Here is a 15,977-nt window from a genome sequence, read left to right on the forward strand (position 1 = left end):
GGACGCCTGCACGCGTCCATCACGAAAGGAACCCCATGACCAACCCGTTCCCCCGCGACTTCCTTTGGGGCGTGGCCACCGCCGGCCACCAGGTGGAAGGCAACAACGTCAACAGCGATACTTGGTTCCTGGAGCACCTTCCCGAAACGATTTTCGCGGAGCCGTCCGGGGATGCCGTGGACCATTACCACCGTTACGCCGAGGACATCGCACTGATCGCCGGCCTCGGTTTTACCAGCTACCGTTTCTCCGTGGAATGGGCCCGGATCGAGCCGGAGGAAGGCCAGTTTTCGGTGGCTGCGCTGGACCACTACAAGCGGGTGCTGGAAGCCTGCCACGACCATGGACTCACCCCGGTGGTCACGTTCCACCACTTCACGTCACCGCTGTGGCTCCTTCGGATCGGCGGTTGGGAGGGCAGCCGGACGCCCGAACTCTTTGCCCGCTATTGCGACCGGGTCATGGCCCACCTGGGTGACCTGATCGGCGTCGCCTGCACCCTGAACGAGCCCAACCTCCCTTGGCTGCTGGAGTCGTTCGGCATCGGCGGGGAAGCCCCGGAGAACCGCGGTTCGGTGCCCATCTGGGCCGCCGCCGCCGAGCGCCTGGGCGTGGAGGCCGCCACCCTCGCGCCGTTCCAGTTCTGCTCCACCGAAGCCGGTTTCGAGGTTAAGGTGGCCGCGCACCGGGCCGCCACCAAGGCCATCAAGGCCCGCCGCCCGGACCTCCAGGTGGGGTGGACCCTCGCAAACTCCGATATCCACGCGCTGCCCGGTGGCGAAGGGATTGCAGACCAGGTACGCCGCGACGTCAACGAACGCTTCCTCGAAGCCTCTTGCGGCGACGACTTCGTGGGCATCCAAACCTACGGCCGCACCGTGTACGGCCCGGACGGCCATGCCCCGGCGCCGGGGGGTGTGGCCACCAACCAGATGGGCGAGGAAATCTATCCCCAGGCGCTGGAAGCCACCATCCGCGAGGCCCACAGGATCGCCGGCATCCCGGTGATTGTCACCGAGAACGGCCTGGCCACCAAGGATGACACGCAGCGGGTAGCGTACCTGCGGACGGCCGTCGACGGCGTAGCTTCCTGCCTCGCGGACGGCATCGATGTCCGCGGGTACATCGCCTGGACCGCGTTCGACAACTTCGAATGGATCTTCGGCTACGGGCCCAAGTTCGGCCTGATCGCCGTCGACCGCTCCACCCAGGAACGGACCCCCAAGGAGAGCGCACGCTGGTTGGGGAACCTGGCCGGGGAGCACGCCCGGGCCGGGGCACCGCAGCCCGCCTAGCACCAAGGGCAATGGTCCGGGTTTCCACGGGAAGCCCGGACCATTTGCCTTTCGCGTCGCGCCTACCCAAGCATGCGCAGCCTTGCGACCAGGTCCGCCACGACAAGCCTCGAATCCACTGAAGTGTAGGTCCGCCGCTGCGGTACGGTTCCCGTCTCCGTGAAAGTGCTCGTGGCGCCGTCCAATCCGGTGACTGCCAAAGGTGCGCTGTCTCCCAGGCACCACAGCGGTCCGAACTGCACGAAGTCCGGCACCTCCAGGCTGTTGAAGTGTCCCCACAGCCACCTTCCGGCGGGCCCGGAATTCTGCAGGGCATGATCGAGTTCGGCCACCGAGGCCCGGATCCAGCAGGAGTGCATCAGCCACGTTTGTGAGGGGGCCGGCGCAGACAAGGATTAACGGGAGGTCCCCACGGGTTGCGGCCGCCTCCACGATGGCCTGCGCGGCTGGATTCCCTCGCCGCTTCCCGGTGAAGGTGGTGTCCGGTCCGGAACATACGTCGGCGAGGTCTGCCAAAGTCAGGGCCTGAAGCAGGCTGCCCGCCAGCTCCGAGCCCCGCTGTGCCATGCCGGCGGTCGGGCCGAACATGGGGTTGGTCAGCGAGCTCGTGACGGCGACAATCCGGTTGGCGGGGGACAGCGCATGGTGGGCCAGGGCCACCAGCCCGTCGGGATCACCGGCCCAGTCGTTGTCGATAATCACCCTGCAGCGGGTTGCAACGCGGATCATGTCCATCCTGGTCCATTCTCTTAGGTCCTGGTCAGCCAGGCGCCGGCAGGGACGCGGGTCCCGGCACAACGGGTAGTCTCAGGAGCAAGTCTTGCCGCCAGGCGGATGGCGGAGGACGCAGCTTTCATTCACCGGAACGCTGCCTCCGAAAAGACAAACCAGGCCGCTCAGTCCTTGTGCCTGCTAGAGATTCGGGGGGATCTGTGCCGCGGTCAGGCCAGTGGGGCAGGGCGTACTTTGCCGTTCAAGCTGTCGCCGGGTGTTTGTGGTGGATTGCGGTATTCCTGGACCCGGCGGTGCGCCGGGCAACGCTGGGAGGCCTGGACCCGTTCCTTGTTGCCGTATTCGACGTTCCGCTGTTTGTCCTTGCCTCTGCGGCCGCAGCCTGCGGAGTGCGGTCCGCAGCGGTTGCCGGCACCGTGTGGACCACCGTTGTTGCCGTCGCCCTGGCCGTCTATGCCACGGTGAGCACCCAGGCGGGCCTCGGTGCGCTGGCCATGGGCGCCGCCACTGCGGGGTCGGTTGCCGGACTGTGCCTGGTGCTGTTTGGCCGCATCCCCACGGCGTGGATTGTCCGTGGCCCGTTTGCGTTCCGTCCGGCCCGGAAACGCACCAAGGCAGGAGCCCATGTTGCCGCCACGTTCGGACAGATTGTCGTGTTCTGGGGTTTCTTCCTCGGGCTGGTACCGGCCTGCCTGGCCTTTCTCGAGCAGCGCTGGGGGTTGGGCCTGGACATCCCTGCCGTTGCCGTCCCGGCCGGCGTCGCCATCCTCATCCTTGCGAGCGCTTTGGGGATCTGGTCTGCCGCCGTGATGTCCACCCTCGGGGACGGGACACCGTTGCCGTCCGTGATGGCAAACCGCCTGGTGGTTGCCGGGCCGTACCGCTGGATCCGCAATCCGATGGCGGCGGCGGGCATTGTGCAGGGGGCCGCCGTCGGGCTCATCCTGCATTCGTGGCTGGTGGTTGGCTATGCGGTGCTGGGCTCACTGGTGTGGAACTATGCCGTCAGGCCACTGGAAGAAGCAGACCTCTCGAAGCGTTTTGGCCAGGAATTCCAGCGCTACCGCGAAACCGTCCGGTGCTGGATCCCGACTTTTCCCGGCAGCCGCCGTACCGGCACCGCTAATCAACGGCCGGTTCGCGGATAACCAGCACCGGGCAGTGTGAATGGTGGATGGTCTGGTGCGAAACGGAGCCAAGCATCATGCCGGTGAATCCGCCGTGGCCGCGGGAGCCCACCACTATAAGGTTGGCATCTTTGGACGCCTCGATGAGCGCCGAAGCCGGGTTCCCCTCCACGACGCGGCCGGTGATGGCAACGTCCTGGTCCTTGACGCGTTCCAGCTCCGCCTCCAGGATCGCCTGCGCGTCCTTCTCGAAGATTTCATAGTCCCAGGCGGTGCCCAGTGCGTCACTGACGTAGGGGAAGTTCCAGGCGGTTACGGCCTGCACCTCACCGTGCCGCAGCCTGGCTTCCTGCACGGCCCAGTCCATGGCGGCCCGTGACTGTTCCGATCCGTCCGTTCCCACCACGATCTTGTACTTTCCGTTACCGGCCATGGCTCCCCTTTTCCGTTCCAGGCTTCCAGCCGGGTCACCCCTGGCCGGCGGCGGCGCCCTGGGCCGGAACGGCCACGGTGGAGTGCTCGGCTTTGGGGGCCTGGTGCGGATTTCCCGCTTCCTTGGCACAGTGGAGGCAGCAGTAGATGCCTGCTTCGCTTTCCACCGGATGGCCCAGGATCCGGCAGCCGCAGTGCTCACAGGCGGGAGCCATCATGTGGATTGCACACTCAAAGCTGTCGAACGTGCCGGTCTGGTTTCCCATACTGACGGTAAACATGCGGCCCTCGCTGCTGCCGCAGACATCGCACGCGCCCATTGTCCCTGCCTCCTGAAATTGCTGCCTGTTCCGGACAATCAAGTTGACCGCTTGGAGCCTTTTCCTGCCTAGGGGCGAAGGTCCTCCGGCAGCTAGAGGTGGCGGAGGTAGCGTTCGGGCGAGTCCATGAACCGTTGCCAGTTCGCCACGAGCTCCAGCTCCGCCCAGGACCGGGACCGCAAACCCCAAGGCCCCGCTTCCAGGATGGTCGCGCCGGGCAAGGCGGCCAGCAGCGGCGAATGCGTGGACATGATCACCTGGGACTGGCCGCCGGCCAACAGTTCCTTCAGGACGGACAGGAGGCTCAGGCAGCCCGAAAAGGACAGTGCGGATTCCGGTTCGTCAAGGACCCAAAGTCCGGCTCCGCGGAACCGGTCGGCTGCCAACTGCAGGAAGGACTCGCCATGGGACATGTCATGGAACGGGATGTCCGGCGTGAACGTGCTGGGATTCTTTTCCAGGTAGGTGTACAGCCCGTGCATTGTCTCGGCCCGGAGAAAGTAGCCCCGCCGGGTGGCGCCCGGGTTCCGGACCAGCTGCAAATGGTCGCCGAGGACGGACTCAGTAGGCCGGGTGGTGTGCCTGGCGCCCGTGGAACCGCCCTCCGGGGACAGCCCGTAGGCGAGCGCGATGCCTTCCACCAGCGTGGACTTACCCGAGCCGTTCTCACCCACCAGGATGGTGGCCGGGCCCAAGTCGAGCCCCTGGTCGAGGACTTGGGCCACCGGCGGCAGGACGGCCGGCCAGCGTACGCGGTCAAGGACGTTCGAGGGGTCCTCTGCCAGCCGCCGGATCGGGTAGGAGCGCAGGGGCATGGGCCCATTCTTACAGGAAAAGATTCTTCTCCACTTCACCCATCCATCCCGGGTCCCGCTCCGAAGTTCAGTGGAACAGGTGTACCAAAGGCTAGGACGGGACAATGGATGCCGTGGACCAGCAAGCCCTGACGGGGGCCGTCATCAAGGAGCACCGGCTGGATATCTGGCAGCTGTGGATTGAGTTCGTGGGGCTGGGCGGCGACGCCTCGGAACAGCTCATCCGAGCGTACTGCGCCGGCGAAGCCACCCTGTCGGCGAAGGAACGGGACGCCCTGTCGTTGGCCGTCAATGAGCACTGCACTGCCAGGGGGCTGCCGCTCCGGGCACCACTGAGCAGTTCCGCCCTGCTCCTCGTGCACACCGGAAAGGACTCCCCGTCGGGAGGCCTGCAAAGCTAGGCAGGCCCCCGGGGAAGCCGTGGGCCTCCCTGGCGACGTAACCTGTCAACCATGACCCTCCTCTCTACCCCCGGCGGTTCCCTTCGCGGCACCTCCCTCGGAACTGACGGGACCACCGTCCACCGCTTCCTTGGCATCCCGTACGCCGGGCCGCCGTCGGGCGTGAACCGCTTCCGGCCGCCCGTGCCGCTGGAGTCGTGGGACGGGGTGCTGGACTGCACCGCCGCCGGGCCTGCGGCACCGCAAAACCCCGAATCCCCGGCACCTCCAGGTGCCGTGCCGCGGAGGTGGAGCGAAGACGGCTGCCTGAACCTGAACGTCTGGGTGCCGGAAACCGGCGGCCAGGCGCAGCCGGTGATGGTTTGGATCCACGGCGGTGCGTACCTGCTGGGCGCCAACAGCGATGCCATGTACGACGGCGCCAGGCTCGCCGCCGCGGCGGGCGCGGTGGTGGTGTCCATCAATTACAGGCTCGGCGCGCTGGGCTTCCTGCACCTGGCGGACCTGCTGGGGGACGGGTACGTCGACTCGTCCAACGTTGCATTGCTGGACCAGCTGGAGGCCCTTCGCTGGGTCCGCCGCAACATTGGCGCCTTCGGCGGCGACCCGGGGAACGTGACCATTTTTGGCGAGTCGGCAGGAGCCGCGGCGATTGGCACCCTGCTGGGGATGCCGGCGTCGGAAGGGCTGTTCCGCCGGGCCATCATGCAAAGCGGAACGGCGGAGCGCTTCCGCCAACCGGAGGAGTCCGCGCGGATCAGCGCGGCATTCCTTGACCTGTGCGGCCTGGCCCCCTCGTCTGCAGCGGAACTCCTCACCCTCCCGGTGGAGCAGCTGCTGGCAGCGCAAAAAGGCCTTGAGAAGCGTTTCGCCGCGCAGTCCTACGCAGTCCCGCTCCCCTTCCAGCCGACAGTGGGGACGCCGTCATTGCCGGCGCCGCCGCTCGACGCGGTCCGGAACGGGGCGAACAGCGGCGTCGACCTGCTGATCGGAACCAACCTCAACGAGGGATCGTTTGCGGTGGAGATGCGCCCGCCCTCGCCGGCCGACCCCGGCTACCCGGAGCGTGCCGCCGCCGTCCTTGCCGCGTCCGGGATTCCTGCCGCCCATGCCGGCGGATACGCGGCCGCGCTGGAGGAGGTGCTGCAGCGTGAACCGGCAGGCAAGGAACTCCTGGAATCCGCCATTGCCGATTCCCTGTACCGGCAGCCCAGCAACCGGCTCCTGGCGGAACGGCACGCGGCGGGCGCCGCCGGGAAGAGCTTCGCCTACCTGTTCACATGGCGCAGCCCGGCCATGGGCGGCAAGCTCGGGGCCTGCCATGCCCTGGAAATCCCGTTCGTCTTCCGGCACCTGGACGCACCGGCGGCGGCTTTCCTCACCCGCGGCAGCGCACCACGCCGGCTCAGCGGCGCCATGAGCGGGGCCTGGGCAGCTTTTGCGCGGACGGGGTCACCGGACACGGCCCAGCTGGCGTGGCCCGAGTACGGGCACGGACGCAGCACCATGGTGTTCGACGACGAGACGCGCCTCGAGGCCGACCCGCGCGGTGCGCTCCGGGCGTTTTTTGAGGCTGTCAGCCCGCTGCCAGCGAGTTAAGCGTGTCCCGGATGCCGTTCAAGGCGGGGTCCCGCAGTGAGTTGAAGGCCGGTTTCAGCAGCGGCTGGATGATCTTGGCCGGCCCGTTGATGCTGAACTCGGCCGTGTACGTGACCACAGAACCTGTGCCGCTGGGCCGGACGTCGATGGAGTCGTACGAGGTGACGGTCTTGTTCTCGCCCCGGAGCTTGATGTGGTTGTCCGAGAGCTCGATGACCTCGTAGGTCAGGGCCTGGCGTTTGCCGCGAAACTCGGATTCGGCGTGGTACTTGTGCCCCACGGCCACCGGTCCCGGCGTGATCTTGTCCATGACAGGGGTGTTGGGGTCCCATTTGCTGGTGTTCTCGAACTCGCTGAGGAAAGCAAAGGCCTTCTCCGCGGACAGGTTGGTTTCCACACTTCCGGTGACTGTGATCATCATCCCAGTGTAGGAGGACCAGGGCGGGGAGCGGCGGCCATTCTGCGCCGTGGCCCCGCCCAGCTCCGGGGCACGGCCTGTCAGCAGGACTCGAAGTCGGTAAGCACCTTCACTTTGCCAGCCGAGGCCGACGCCGGGTCGAACGTGTAGCCGATCCATTCCCTGGCGAGGCGGCGGGCGAGTTCGATGCCCACCACCCGCTGTCCCATGGTGAGGACGTGGCAGTCGTTGGACAGGATGGAGCGCTCCACGGAAAAGGAGTCGTGGGCGGCGGTGGCGCGGATGCCTTCGACTTTGTTGGCGGCGATGGCGACGCCGATTCCGGTACCGCAGAACAGGATGGCCCGGTCAGCGGCGCCGTCCCGGATCATCTCGCCGGCGGCAATGCCCACGTACGGGTAGGGCTTGGCGAAGTCATCCGGCGCGTCGCTCCGGTTGACGCCGATGTCGATGACCTCGCTGACGCGCGGATCGTTCCGCAGGTCCGCGAGGACCATGTCCTTGTAGTCCACGCCCGCTTCATCCGCGCCGACAATGAGCCGCAGCCCCATGGTGTTCCCTTCCGTTGTCATGACTCAGCGGCCGCCGCCGCAACGGTGGCGGTGCTGCCTTCGGACCCGGCGGCGCCGGTGAAGTGCGGCCCCATGACGGCGAAGACCATGGCCAGCGATGTGGCGCCGGGATCCGCCGTGCCCAGGCTCTTTTCCGCAAGGGGCCGGGCCCGGCCCTTAAGGGGAAGGAGGTCCGCGGTGCCTTCCGCCGCAGCAGCGGATTCCTGCGCGGCTTCCTGCCATGCACGGCCCGTTTCCACGCCCTCGGCCACTGCGCGGCTAAAGGCGGAGGCGAAGGGCAGCAGGGCATCCACCATGGTCTTGTCGCCTGTTTCGGCCTTGCCCAACTGGATGATCCGGTCAGCGAATGCGGTCACGGCTGCTGCCAGCGCACGCGGTTCAGGGGCCGAGGAGTTGCCCAGCGTCTCGCCAAAGGCACGCAGCGCCGCGCCCCACAGGACGCCGGAGGTGCCCCCTGCCTTGTCCGCCCAGGCGTCCCCGGCGGCAGCCAGCACATCACCGGCACCGGCGCCGTGGCCCAGGGCGGCGGAGGCGGCTGCGGCGGCCGCGTCGACGCCGCGGACCATGCCCCGGCCGTGGTCGCCGTCGCCGGCAATCGCATCCATGCGGCCCAGCCGCTCTTCGGCGTCGTGCAGGGACGAACGGGCGGCATCAATGGCCGCTACGCAGGCGGCGGCGTACTCGCGGGAGGCGTCCGTGGCGACGAACGCCGCAGCGGCCGCGCCGCCGTCGGCCGTTTCCTCGACGCCCCGGGCCCCGACCTCCAGGGCAGCGTTGCCGCGGCGGTAGGCAGGCGTCTCCGCAGGGGCAGCCCACAGGGGTTCCAGTTCCTCATCAAGCCAGGTGATGGTGAGCGAGACGCCGGCCATGTCCAGGCTGGTCACCAGCTCGCCCACCTCGGGCATCACCAGCGTGTAGCCGGCGGCACGCAGCCGCGGCGCCACGGTCCCCCAGAGGACGAACAGCTCCTCATGCTTGGTGGAGCCGAGGCCGTTGAGGATGACGGCGATGCGGCTGCCGGCGTGCGGTGGCGTTTCGGCGAGCACCCGGGACACCAGTTCCTGCCCGAGGTCCTTGGCCGAGGGCAGGTCGGTGTCGTGCAGGCCGGGTTCGCCGTGGATGCCCAGGCCCAGGCCCATCTGCCCTTCGGGCAGGGTGAACAGGGGCGATTCGGCGCCCGGGAAGGTGCAGCCGGCAAACGCGCTGCCGATGGTCCGCGTCAGGTCGTTGGCCTTGCGTCCCAGGCGGACCACCTCGGCGAGGTCCGCCCCGTTCTCGGCGGCGGCGCCCATGACCTTGAACACCGTGAAGTCACCGGCGATGCCGCGGCGTTTCGCTGATTCCGACGGCGGGGCGCTGGCGATGTCGTCAGTGATCAGGACGTTCTCCACCTCCATGCCCTCGGCGGCAAGGCGCTCGCTGGCCATGCCGAAGTTCATCACGTCGCCGGCGTAGTTGCCGTAGGTGAAGACGACGCCGGCACCGGACTCGGCGGCCTTGGCCACCGAGTAGGCCTGCTGCGCCGACGGCGAGGTGAAGATGTTGCCCACCACCGCGCCATCGGCGAAGCCGGCACCGATCAGCCCGGCGAAGGCCGGGTAGTGGCCCGAGCCGCCGCCGGCCAGGACTGCCACCTTGGGCTGTGCCGGCCGGAAGCGGCGGACGGCACCGCCGGGAACCTGCCGGACCAGGTCCGAGTGGACGTCGCAGAACCCGGCGAGGGCTTCCTCGGCGAAGTCGGAGGGGTCGTTGAAGATCTTTGTCATGGAGGGAGCTTTCTGGCTGGCGCCGGGGCCGGCTGCTAGTGGATGTGGCTGCCGCCGTTGATGTCGATGGTGGTGCCGGTGAGGTAGGCGGAGTCCTCGGAGGACAGGAAGGTGATCACGGAGGCCACTTCTTCGGTGGTGGCGTTGCGGCCCAGCGGGATGCCGGCGTTGATGGCTGCTTCCTGTTCCTCGGTGCTGCCCACGCGGATGTTGGTGTCCACCGCACCCGGGGTGATGGCATTGACGGTGACGCCGGTGGTGCCGAGTTCACGGGCCAGGGCCTTGGTGAAGCCCAGGATGGCGGCCTTGGCAGCGGAGTAGGGAACCTTGCCGAAGACGCCGCCGCCGCGCTGGGCGGAGACGGAGGACATGTTGACGATCCGGCCCCAGCCGTTCTCGATCATGGCGGGCAGGAAGGCCTTGGTCACCAGGTAGGTGCCGGTGGCGTTGACGTCCATGACCTTGTGCCACAGCTCAAGGGTGGTCTCCAGGAATGGCACCGGGGAGGTGATGCCGGCGATGTTGGCCAGGGCGCCGACGTGCGGGAGGTTGCCGGCTGCCACTTCGGCGGCGACGGCGGCCTGGGCGGCGGTGACGGAGGCTTCGTTGGCGACGTCGATCTCGTGGCCGAACGCGGGGACATTGAATTCGTTGCCGATTTCGGCTGCGACCTTGGCGGACTTCTCGCCGTCGAGGTCCAGGATGGCGATGCCCCAGCCCTCACGGGCGTAACGGCGGGCGGTGGTGATGCCGATGCCCCGGTCCGAAGTTGCTCCGGTGAGGACGGCGGTGCGCTGGATGGCGGTCATGATGGTGCTCCTTGGGGTGTGTGCAGGTCAGATGAGGTCGGTGATGAAGCTTGCAGCCTTGGCGGCGGCGGCCGGGCGTTCGTCATGGGTGACGTCCCGGGTTTCCAGTTCGAGCGAGAAGTGGCCGGCGTAGCCGTCGGCCGCGAGACGCTTCAGGCCCCCGGCGAAGTCGGCGTTACCGTTGCCGATGCTGAGGTTGATGTTCCCGGGCACGGCGTCGCGCAGGTGGACGTGGCTGATGCGTCCCGCATGAACGTCCAGATAGTCCTGGATGTCCTCGCCGGCGGCGGTGATGTGGCTGAAGTCCATGACGATTCCGACGCCGGATCCGGCCAGCCGTTCGGCCAGCAGTCCCGCACGTTCCAGGTTCCAGCAGAACCGCAGGAAGTGCAGGGACTCGGTCCAGAGTTCGACGCCGAACCCTGCAGCGCGCCGGGCCGCAGCCGCGAGCTGCCCGGCAATGAGGTCCAGGTCTTCCTCGACGCTCCGGACCGGGTTGTGATCGAGGGCGCCGCAGGGCAGCACCAGGGCGTTGGCCCCGATGTTGGCAGTGAGGGTGAGCAGGGCGTCCAGGTGGCGCCGCCTGGCGTCCTGTCCATTGGCGTCGAGGACTGCGTTCAAGTCCCCTATGTCACCGTTCACTGAGCGGACCCGCAGACCGGAAGCGATGACTTCCTGCGACACCGCCGCCACAGCGGCCTCGTCAAGTTCGTAGGGGACGTGGTCGCAGACCCCGGGCAGGGCGCCCAGATCGATCTCTTCGAATCCCAGACCCTTCATGGTGCCCAGGGCAGTGCCCAGGTCCTGGTGCCGGAAGCTGATGGATGAGCACCCAAGTCTGGAATGGAACATCATTGATCCTTTGAATCGTGCCGAGCGGTAGTGATGGGCACCACAGTACTGGCGTTAACTGTCAACAGTCAACTCTGAAAGTCGACTGTTGACAGTGAAGATGAGGTGCGTCACACTGGGTCGTACCAATTTGTTAACAGTCGACAGCGGCGGACCTTCCACAGCCGCTTTTCGAAAGGGAACCACCATGAGCAAAGATGCTCTGACCATGCGCGGCCCGGTCCACGGCACCAAGGACGCCCGCCGAGTTGCCATCGGATCCGGCGTGGGGGCCGTCATCGAGACGTATGACTTCATCGGCTTCGGCACCGCTGCCGCACTGTATTTCGGCACCGCCTTCTTCCCCGGCAGCGATCCCGTCACCGGGACCCTCGCCTCCTTCGCCACCTTGGGCGTCGGCTTTGCGGCCCGTCCGCTGGGCGGCATCATCGGCGGCCACCTGGGCGACAAGGTGGGCCGCAAGCCCGTCCTGGTCTCGTCGCTGATCCTGATGGGCCTGGCCACCTTCGCCATCGGCCTGCTTCCCACCTACGCCGCCGTCGGCCTGTTGGCTCCGGCACTGCTGGTCTTCGTCCGCATCGTCCAGGGCCTGGCCTTCGGCGCGGAGTGGGGCGGCGCCATCCTGATGAGCTACGAGCATGCGCCGTGGAAGACCAAGGGCAAGTACACCGGCATCGTCCAGGCCGGCTTCCCGGTAGGCCTGCTGCTGGCCAACCTGACGTTCCTCGCAAGCGCCGGCCTCGGCGGTGAACTTGCCTGGCGCATCCCGTTCCTGGCCAGCATCGTGCTGGTCGCCGTCGGCCTGGTCATCCGGTCCAAGGTTCCCGAGTCCCCCGTTTTCGACGAGGTCAAGGACAGCGGCACCATCGTCAAGGCACCCATCGTCGAGGTCCTCAAGACGGACTGGCGCAACATCGTCAAGGGCATCGGCCTGCGCATCGCCGAGACCGCCGGTTACGCCGTATCCATCACCTACATGATTTCCTACCTCAACAGCCAGCACTTGGCGGACAAGACCCAAACCCTCGTCGCCCTCTGCATCGCCTCCGCCATCGGCATCTTCGCCACCCAGGCCTGGGCAGCACTGACGGACCGCATCGGCCGCCGTCCCCTGTACATCTGGTCCACGGCCTTCGCCGCACTGTTCGCGATTCCCATGTTCCTGCTGGTCAACACCGGCCTGTTCATCGCCATCATCCTCACCATCGTGATCTCCTACGCGGTCTGCCAGAACTCCCTGGCCGGCGCCCAGGGCGCCTGGTTCCCCGAGCTCTTCCAGGCCAAGACCCGCGCCTCCGGCGCCAGCCTGGCCTACCAGATCTCCGCCATGGTGTCCGGCTTCACACCGTTCATCACCACCTTGCTGTTCGTCAGCTTCGGCTGGATGGGCCCGGCGCTGCTCTTCGGCGCCTACGCCCTGATCGGCCTCTGGGCCGCGATCGCCACCCGGGAAACCTGGGGCAAGCGGGAACGGCAGCTCGCAGACGAAGCCACCAAAAGCACCCCCAACACGGTCAACGCCTGAATGACCACCACGCACCAGAGAATCACGGAGCACGCAATGCCTACAGAAACCGTCCAGGACGCCGCCCCGCAGGGACAGACATATCAGGCTGGGGTGACCCCGGAGCGGGTGGACAAGATCAACGCCGCCGCGTACCGCATCCGGCACCACGCCCTGAACATGGGCGAAGTCCAGGGCCAGGGCTACGTGGGGCAGGCCCTGGGCGCCGCGGACATGCTGGCCACCGTCTACGGGGACCAGCTGCGGTTCAGGGCGGAGGACCCGCACTGGGAGGCCCGCGACCGGTTCCTGCTTTCCACCGGCCACTACGCGATCGGCCACTACGCCGCCCTCGCCGAGGCCGGCATCGTCCCGGTCCAAGAGCTGGAAACCTATGGTTCGGATGACTCGCGGCTGCCGATGTCCGGGATGTCCACCTACACCCCCGGCATGGAAATCTCCGGTGGCTCCCTGGGCCACGGGCTGACCATCGCCGTCGGCATGGCCCTGGGCCTCCGCTACCAGGGCTCCAACGCCCGGGTGTTCAACTTCCTCTCCGACGGCGAACTGGATGAGGGCTCCACCTGGGAGGCCGCCATGGGCGCGCACCACCACCAGCTGGGCAACCTCACCGCCATGGTGGACATCAATGCCCTGCAGGCCGACGGCAAGACCGACACCGTGCTCCGGACCGAGCCGGTCACCGAAAAGTGGGAATCGTTCGGCTGGTACACCCAGCGCGTGGACGGGAACGACGTCGGCGCCCTGCTGGCAGCGTTCGACAACGCAGCCGCCCAGGCCGCCGCCGTCGGGCGTCCCTCCGTGATCCTGTGCGACACCAAGGTGGGCCGCGGCGTTCCCCTGCTGGAGGAGCGCGAAAAAGCGCACTTCATGCGCATCGAAGAACACGAATGGCAGGTCTGCCGCGAGCAGCTCACCGCCGGATATGAAGGAAAGGCTTCAGCATGAGCACCACCACGACGACGGCCACGCCCGCCAAGCCCAAGCTGAAGACCTCGGCGATGATCGCCTCCTTCGCGGACCCCGGCCAGAAGACGTCCTCCGCGCCGTTCGGGCACGCCCTGGTCAAGGCCGCGCAGGAGAACGACAGGATCGTGGGCCTGACCGCGGACCTGGGCAAATACACGGACATGCACATCTTCGCCCAGGCCTTCCCGGAACGGTTCTTCCAGATGGGCATGGCAGAGCAGTTGCTCTTCGGCGCCGCGGCCGGCCTGGCCGAAACCGGGCTGGTCCCGTTCGCGTCCACCTATTCGGTGTTCGCGGCCCGCCGCGCCTACGACTTCCTGTGCCTGGACGCTGCCGAACCAAACCTGAACGTCAACATCGTGGGCGGCCTGCCAGGCCTCACCACCGGGTACGGGCCCAGCCACCAGGCCACCGAGGACATGGCGATCTTCCGCGGCATGCCCAACCTGACCATCGTGGACCCCTGCGATTCGGTGGACATCGAGCAGGCGGTGCCGCAGCTGGCAGCGTCGGAAGGCCCCACATACCTGCGACTGCTGCGCGGCAACGTGCCCACCGTCCTTGACGAGTACGGCTACACCTTCGAGCTGGGCAAGGCCAAGGTGCTGCGTGGCGGCAACGACGTCGTGTTCATCTCCTCCGGCCTGATGACCATGCGTGCCCTCCAGGCAGCCGAGGCGCTGGCGGCCCACAACGTGGACGTCGCCGTCGTACACACCCCCACCATCAAACCGTTCGACGCCGAAACCGTCCTCGCGGAGATCAATACCGGCCGCCTCGCCGTCACGCTGGAAAACCATTCCGTGGTGGGTGGACTGTTCGAAACCGTCGCCTCCGCCGTCGTCACCGCGGGGCTGGGCAAGCGCGTGGTGCCCGTGGCACTCCCGGACCAGTTCCTCGATGCCGGCGCCCTGCCCACCCTGCACGACCGCTACGGCCTGGCCACGGACCGCATCGTCGCCAAGGTCCTCGCCGAACTCGGCTAAAGGCAAGCCACCCCATGAAAATGCACGGCACCGGTCCCAAGCCGGTGCCGTGCATTCTGCCGTACTATCGAAACTACTCCCGACTGTAGACAGTCGACTTATGACATTGAGGACAGAAGCCATGGCCGGACTGACCGCCCCGTTGCTGGGACTGGAAAAGAAGAGCCTCCGCGAGCAGGCGCTCTCGGCGCTGCGGACCGCCATCACCAGCGGAGAGCTGGAACCCGGGCGCCACTTGGTGGAAACCGAACTGTCCGAGATGCTGCAGATCAGCCGCGGCACCCTGCGCGAAGCCCTCCGCCAGCTTGAACAGGAGGGCCTGCTCTCCGCTGGGCCCCGCGGCAGGCTGTCCGTCCGCCACCTGGACGAAAAGGAAATCCGGGACATCTACTCCGTCCGCGCCGCCTTGGAGTCCCTCGCGGCCCGGACCCTGTGCGAACTGCCCGACCGGCAACAGGTCACCGACTCGCTGCACAAGGCCATTGACGCCATGGATGCCGCAGCCAGCGGCACCCTGGAGGAACGGATCGAATCCGACCTTGAATTCCACCGCACGCTGTGCCGGCTCACCGGCAACGAAACGCTCCTCCACTCCTGGGAGTCCCTGGAGGGCTCCATCCGGATGTCCATCATGTTCGCCGGCCTGGAAAAAGGCGTCCGCAACATGAGCGTGGACCGGCACAAGGACATCGTCGCCGCCATTGATACCGGCGACGCCGCGCTGGCCCGGAAGACCATCCTGGAACACATGGACACCGCGGCCGCCAACCTGGTGGCATAGCCCGTCGGCGGCACCAAAAACCGCGCCGTCTGGGCCCGTTTGGGAATCCTCGAAAGCTCCCGGCCGTTAACCTACTGTGCGGTAGAGTGCCGCAGCGTTAACGAGGGACGGTATGACCGCAAAGTTTGTGTCAGTTGAGGACGACGCCGGGAAGATCACCCGGTATGCCCGCCACGACAACGGCGGCGGCCTCATCGCTCCAGGAGCGAAGGTGGCCGAGAGCGCACGGATCGGCCCCATGACCTACGTGGAGCACGGTGCGCAGGTGGGTGCGGGCTGCAGGATCGGGCACGGCAGCTGGATTGACCGTGACGCACGGATCGGTGACCGGACAGTGATCGGCGACGGTGTGCGCATCGGTCGTGGCACAGTCATTGGCAACCGGGTCCATATTGGCAGCCATTCCAGGATCGGCTCCGGCGTCCTGGTGGAGCACGGCGCCCACCTGGTCACGGACAGCACCGTGCCCGATGGCAGCGAAGTCCTCGCCGGGGCGCACTCGCGCCTGGCCCCCACCGCGCACCGGCCGCACCGCAAATCCAAGGGAAAGCTGGCGGCGTAGGCCCCGGCCTTTGCTG

At 67.3% G+C, this 15,977-nt stretch carries 18 protein-coding genes; 9 read left to right on the forward strand and 9 right to left on the reverse strand.

All coding sequences use genetic code 11. The features are described 5' to 3' along the window. Positions 1-35 precede the first annotated feature (35 nt). Positions 36-1,295 carry a glycoside hydrolase family 1 protein gene (locus AC4EEO_RS17295; RefSeq protein ID WP_491339363.1) on the forward strand — a complete coding sequence of 420 codons (1,260 nt, stop codon included), beginning with the start codon at positions 36-38 and terminating at the stop codon, positions 1,293-1,295. 62 nt (positions 1,296-1,357) lie between these two features. Here AC4EEO_RS17295 and AC4EEO_RS17300 read toward each other — a convergent pair whose 3' ends face one another. Next, entirely contained in the window at positions 1,358-1,654 is a 297-nt protein-coding gene (locus AC4EEO_RS17300; RefSeq protein WP_491339364.1) for a hypothetical protein, read from the reverse strand. A 573-nt stretch (positions 1,655-2,227) separates the two neighbouring features. Between AC4EEO_RS17300 and AC4EEO_RS17305 the strand changes: the two genes are divergently transcribed. Then, positions 2,228-3,175 (forward strand): methyltransferase family protein, encoded by a 948-nt coding sequence (locus AC4EEO_RS17305; protein WP_491339365.1) that lies wholly within the window; start codon positions 2,228-2,230, stop codon positions 3,173-3,175. On the opposite strand, the gene AC4EEO_RS17310 is transcribed toward AC4EEO_RS17305, so the two are convergent. The 3 genes from AC4EEO_RS17310 to AC4EEO_RS17320 form a co-directional block, all read right to left on the reverse strand. Continuing rightward, positions 3,150-3,587 carry a universal stress protein gene (locus tag AC4EEO_RS17310; protein ID WP_285318663.1) on the reverse strand — a complete coding sequence of 146 codons (438 nt, stop codon included), beginning with the start codon at positions 3,585-3,587 and terminating at the stop codon, positions 3,150-3,152. The genes AC4EEO_RS17305 and AC4EEO_RS17310 overlap by 26 nt on opposite strands. A 34-nt stretch (positions 3,588-3,621) precedes the next feature. Beyond that, positions 3,622-3,906, reverse strand: a complete 285-nt coding sequence (locus AC4EEO_RS17315) for a hypothetical protein (protein WP_133831263.1) — start codon at positions 3,904-3,906, stop codon at positions 3,622-3,624. A gap of 92 nt (positions 3,907-3,998) precedes the next feature. Further along, complete coding sequence (locus tag AC4EEO_RS17320) at positions 3,999-4,721, reverse strand: AAA family ATPase (RefSeq protein ID WP_109044013.1); 723 nt, start codon at positions 4,719-4,721, stop codon at positions 3,999-4,001. Positions 4,722-4,825: 104 nt separating this feature from the next. Between AC4EEO_RS17320 and AC4EEO_RS17325 the strand changes: the two genes are divergently transcribed. Further along, the gene (locus AC4EEO_RS17325; RefSeq protein WP_018763239.1) at positions 4,826-5,122 is read left to right on the forward strand and encodes a hypothetical protein; all 297 of its coding nucleotides are present in this window, start codon (positions 4,826-4,828) and stop codon (positions 5,120-5,122) included. A gap of 51 nt (positions 5,123-5,173) precedes the next feature. Continuing rightward, positions 5,174-6,721: a carboxylesterase/lipase family protein gene (locus AC4EEO_RS17330; RefSeq protein WP_491339366.1), complete on the forward strand. Its 1,548-nt coding sequence runs from the start codon at positions 5,174-5,176 to the stop codon at positions 6,719-6,721. On the opposite strand, the gene AC4EEO_RS17335 is transcribed toward AC4EEO_RS17330, so the two are convergent. The 5 genes from AC4EEO_RS17335 to AC4EEO_RS17355 form a co-directional block, all read right to left on the reverse strand. Continuing rightward, the gene (locus tag AC4EEO_RS17335; RefSeq protein WP_285318668.1) at positions 6,699-7,139 is read right to left on the reverse strand and encodes an SRPBCC family protein; all 441 of its coding nucleotides are present in this window, start codon (positions 7,137-7,139) and stop codon (positions 6,699-6,701) included. The two genes, AC4EEO_RS17330 and AC4EEO_RS17335, sit on opposite strands and share 23 nt — an antisense overlap. An 80-nt stretch (positions 7,140-7,219) precedes the next feature. Continuing rightward, on the reverse strand, positions 7,220-7,711 hold the full coding sequence (locus tag AC4EEO_RS17340; protein ID WP_491339367.1) for an RpiB/LacA/LacB family sugar-phosphate isomerase: 492 nt from the start codon (positions 7,709-7,711) through the stop codon (positions 7,220-7,222). Further along, positions 7,708-9,477, reverse strand: coding sequence for a dihydroxyacetone kinase family protein (locus AC4EEO_RS17345; RefSeq protein ID WP_491339368.1), 1,770 nt, complete (start codon positions 9,475-9,477; stop codon positions 7,708-7,710). Before AC4EEO_RS17345 ends, AC4EEO_RS17340 begins: the two co-directional genes overlap by 4 nt. Positions 9,478-9,512: 35 nt before the next feature. Then, complete coding sequence (locus tag AC4EEO_RS17350) at positions 9,513-10,286, reverse strand: SDR family NAD(P)-dependent oxidoreductase (protein WP_491339369.1); 774 nt, start codon at positions 10,284-10,286, stop codon at positions 9,513-9,515. A 27-nt stretch (positions 10,287-10,313) separates the two neighbouring features. Beyond that, a complete protein-coding gene (locus AC4EEO_RS17355) occupies positions 10,314-11,138 on the reverse strand; it encodes a sugar phosphate isomerase/epimerase family protein (protein ID WP_491339370.1) in 825 nt (274 codons plus the stop codon). Positions 11,139-11,325: 187 nt separating this feature from the next. Here AC4EEO_RS17355 and AC4EEO_RS17360 point away from each other — a divergent pair, with 187 nt between their 5' ends. From AC4EEO_RS17360 to AC4EEO_RS17380, 5 genes are all read left to right on the forward strand, one after another. Next, the gene (locus AC4EEO_RS17360; RefSeq protein ID WP_491339371.1) at positions 11,326-12,663 is read left to right on the forward strand and encodes an MFS transporter; all 1,338 of its coding nucleotides are present in this window, start codon (positions 11,326-11,328) and stop codon (positions 12,661-12,663) included. A gap of 36 nt (positions 12,664-12,699) precedes the next feature. Continuing rightward, positions 12,700-13,611: a transketolase gene (locus tag AC4EEO_RS17365; RefSeq protein WP_491339372.1), complete on the forward strand. Its 912-nt coding sequence runs from the start codon at positions 12,700-12,702 to the stop codon at positions 13,609-13,611. Further along, positions 13,608-14,618: a transketolase family protein gene (locus AC4EEO_RS17370; protein ID WP_018763230.1), complete on the forward strand. Its 1,011-nt coding sequence runs from the start codon at positions 13,608-13,610 to the stop codon at positions 14,616-14,618. Before AC4EEO_RS17365 ends, AC4EEO_RS17370 begins: the two co-directional genes overlap by 4 nt. 121 nt (positions 14,619-14,739) lie before the next feature. After that, a complete protein-coding gene (locus AC4EEO_RS17375; RefSeq protein WP_109044021.1) occupies positions 14,740-15,399 on the forward strand; it encodes a GntR family transcriptional regulator in 660 nt (219 codons plus the stop codon). Between the two features lie 112 nt (positions 15,400-15,511). Further along, the gene (locus AC4EEO_RS17380) at positions 15,512-15,961 is read left to right on the forward strand and encodes a transferase (RefSeq protein ID WP_491339373.1); all 450 of its coding nucleotides are present in this window, start codon (positions 15,512-15,514) and stop codon (positions 15,959-15,961) included. Positions 15,962-15,977 lie beyond the last annotated feature (16 nt).

This window comes from Pseudarthrobacter sp. MOO13 (assembly GCF_058267655.1).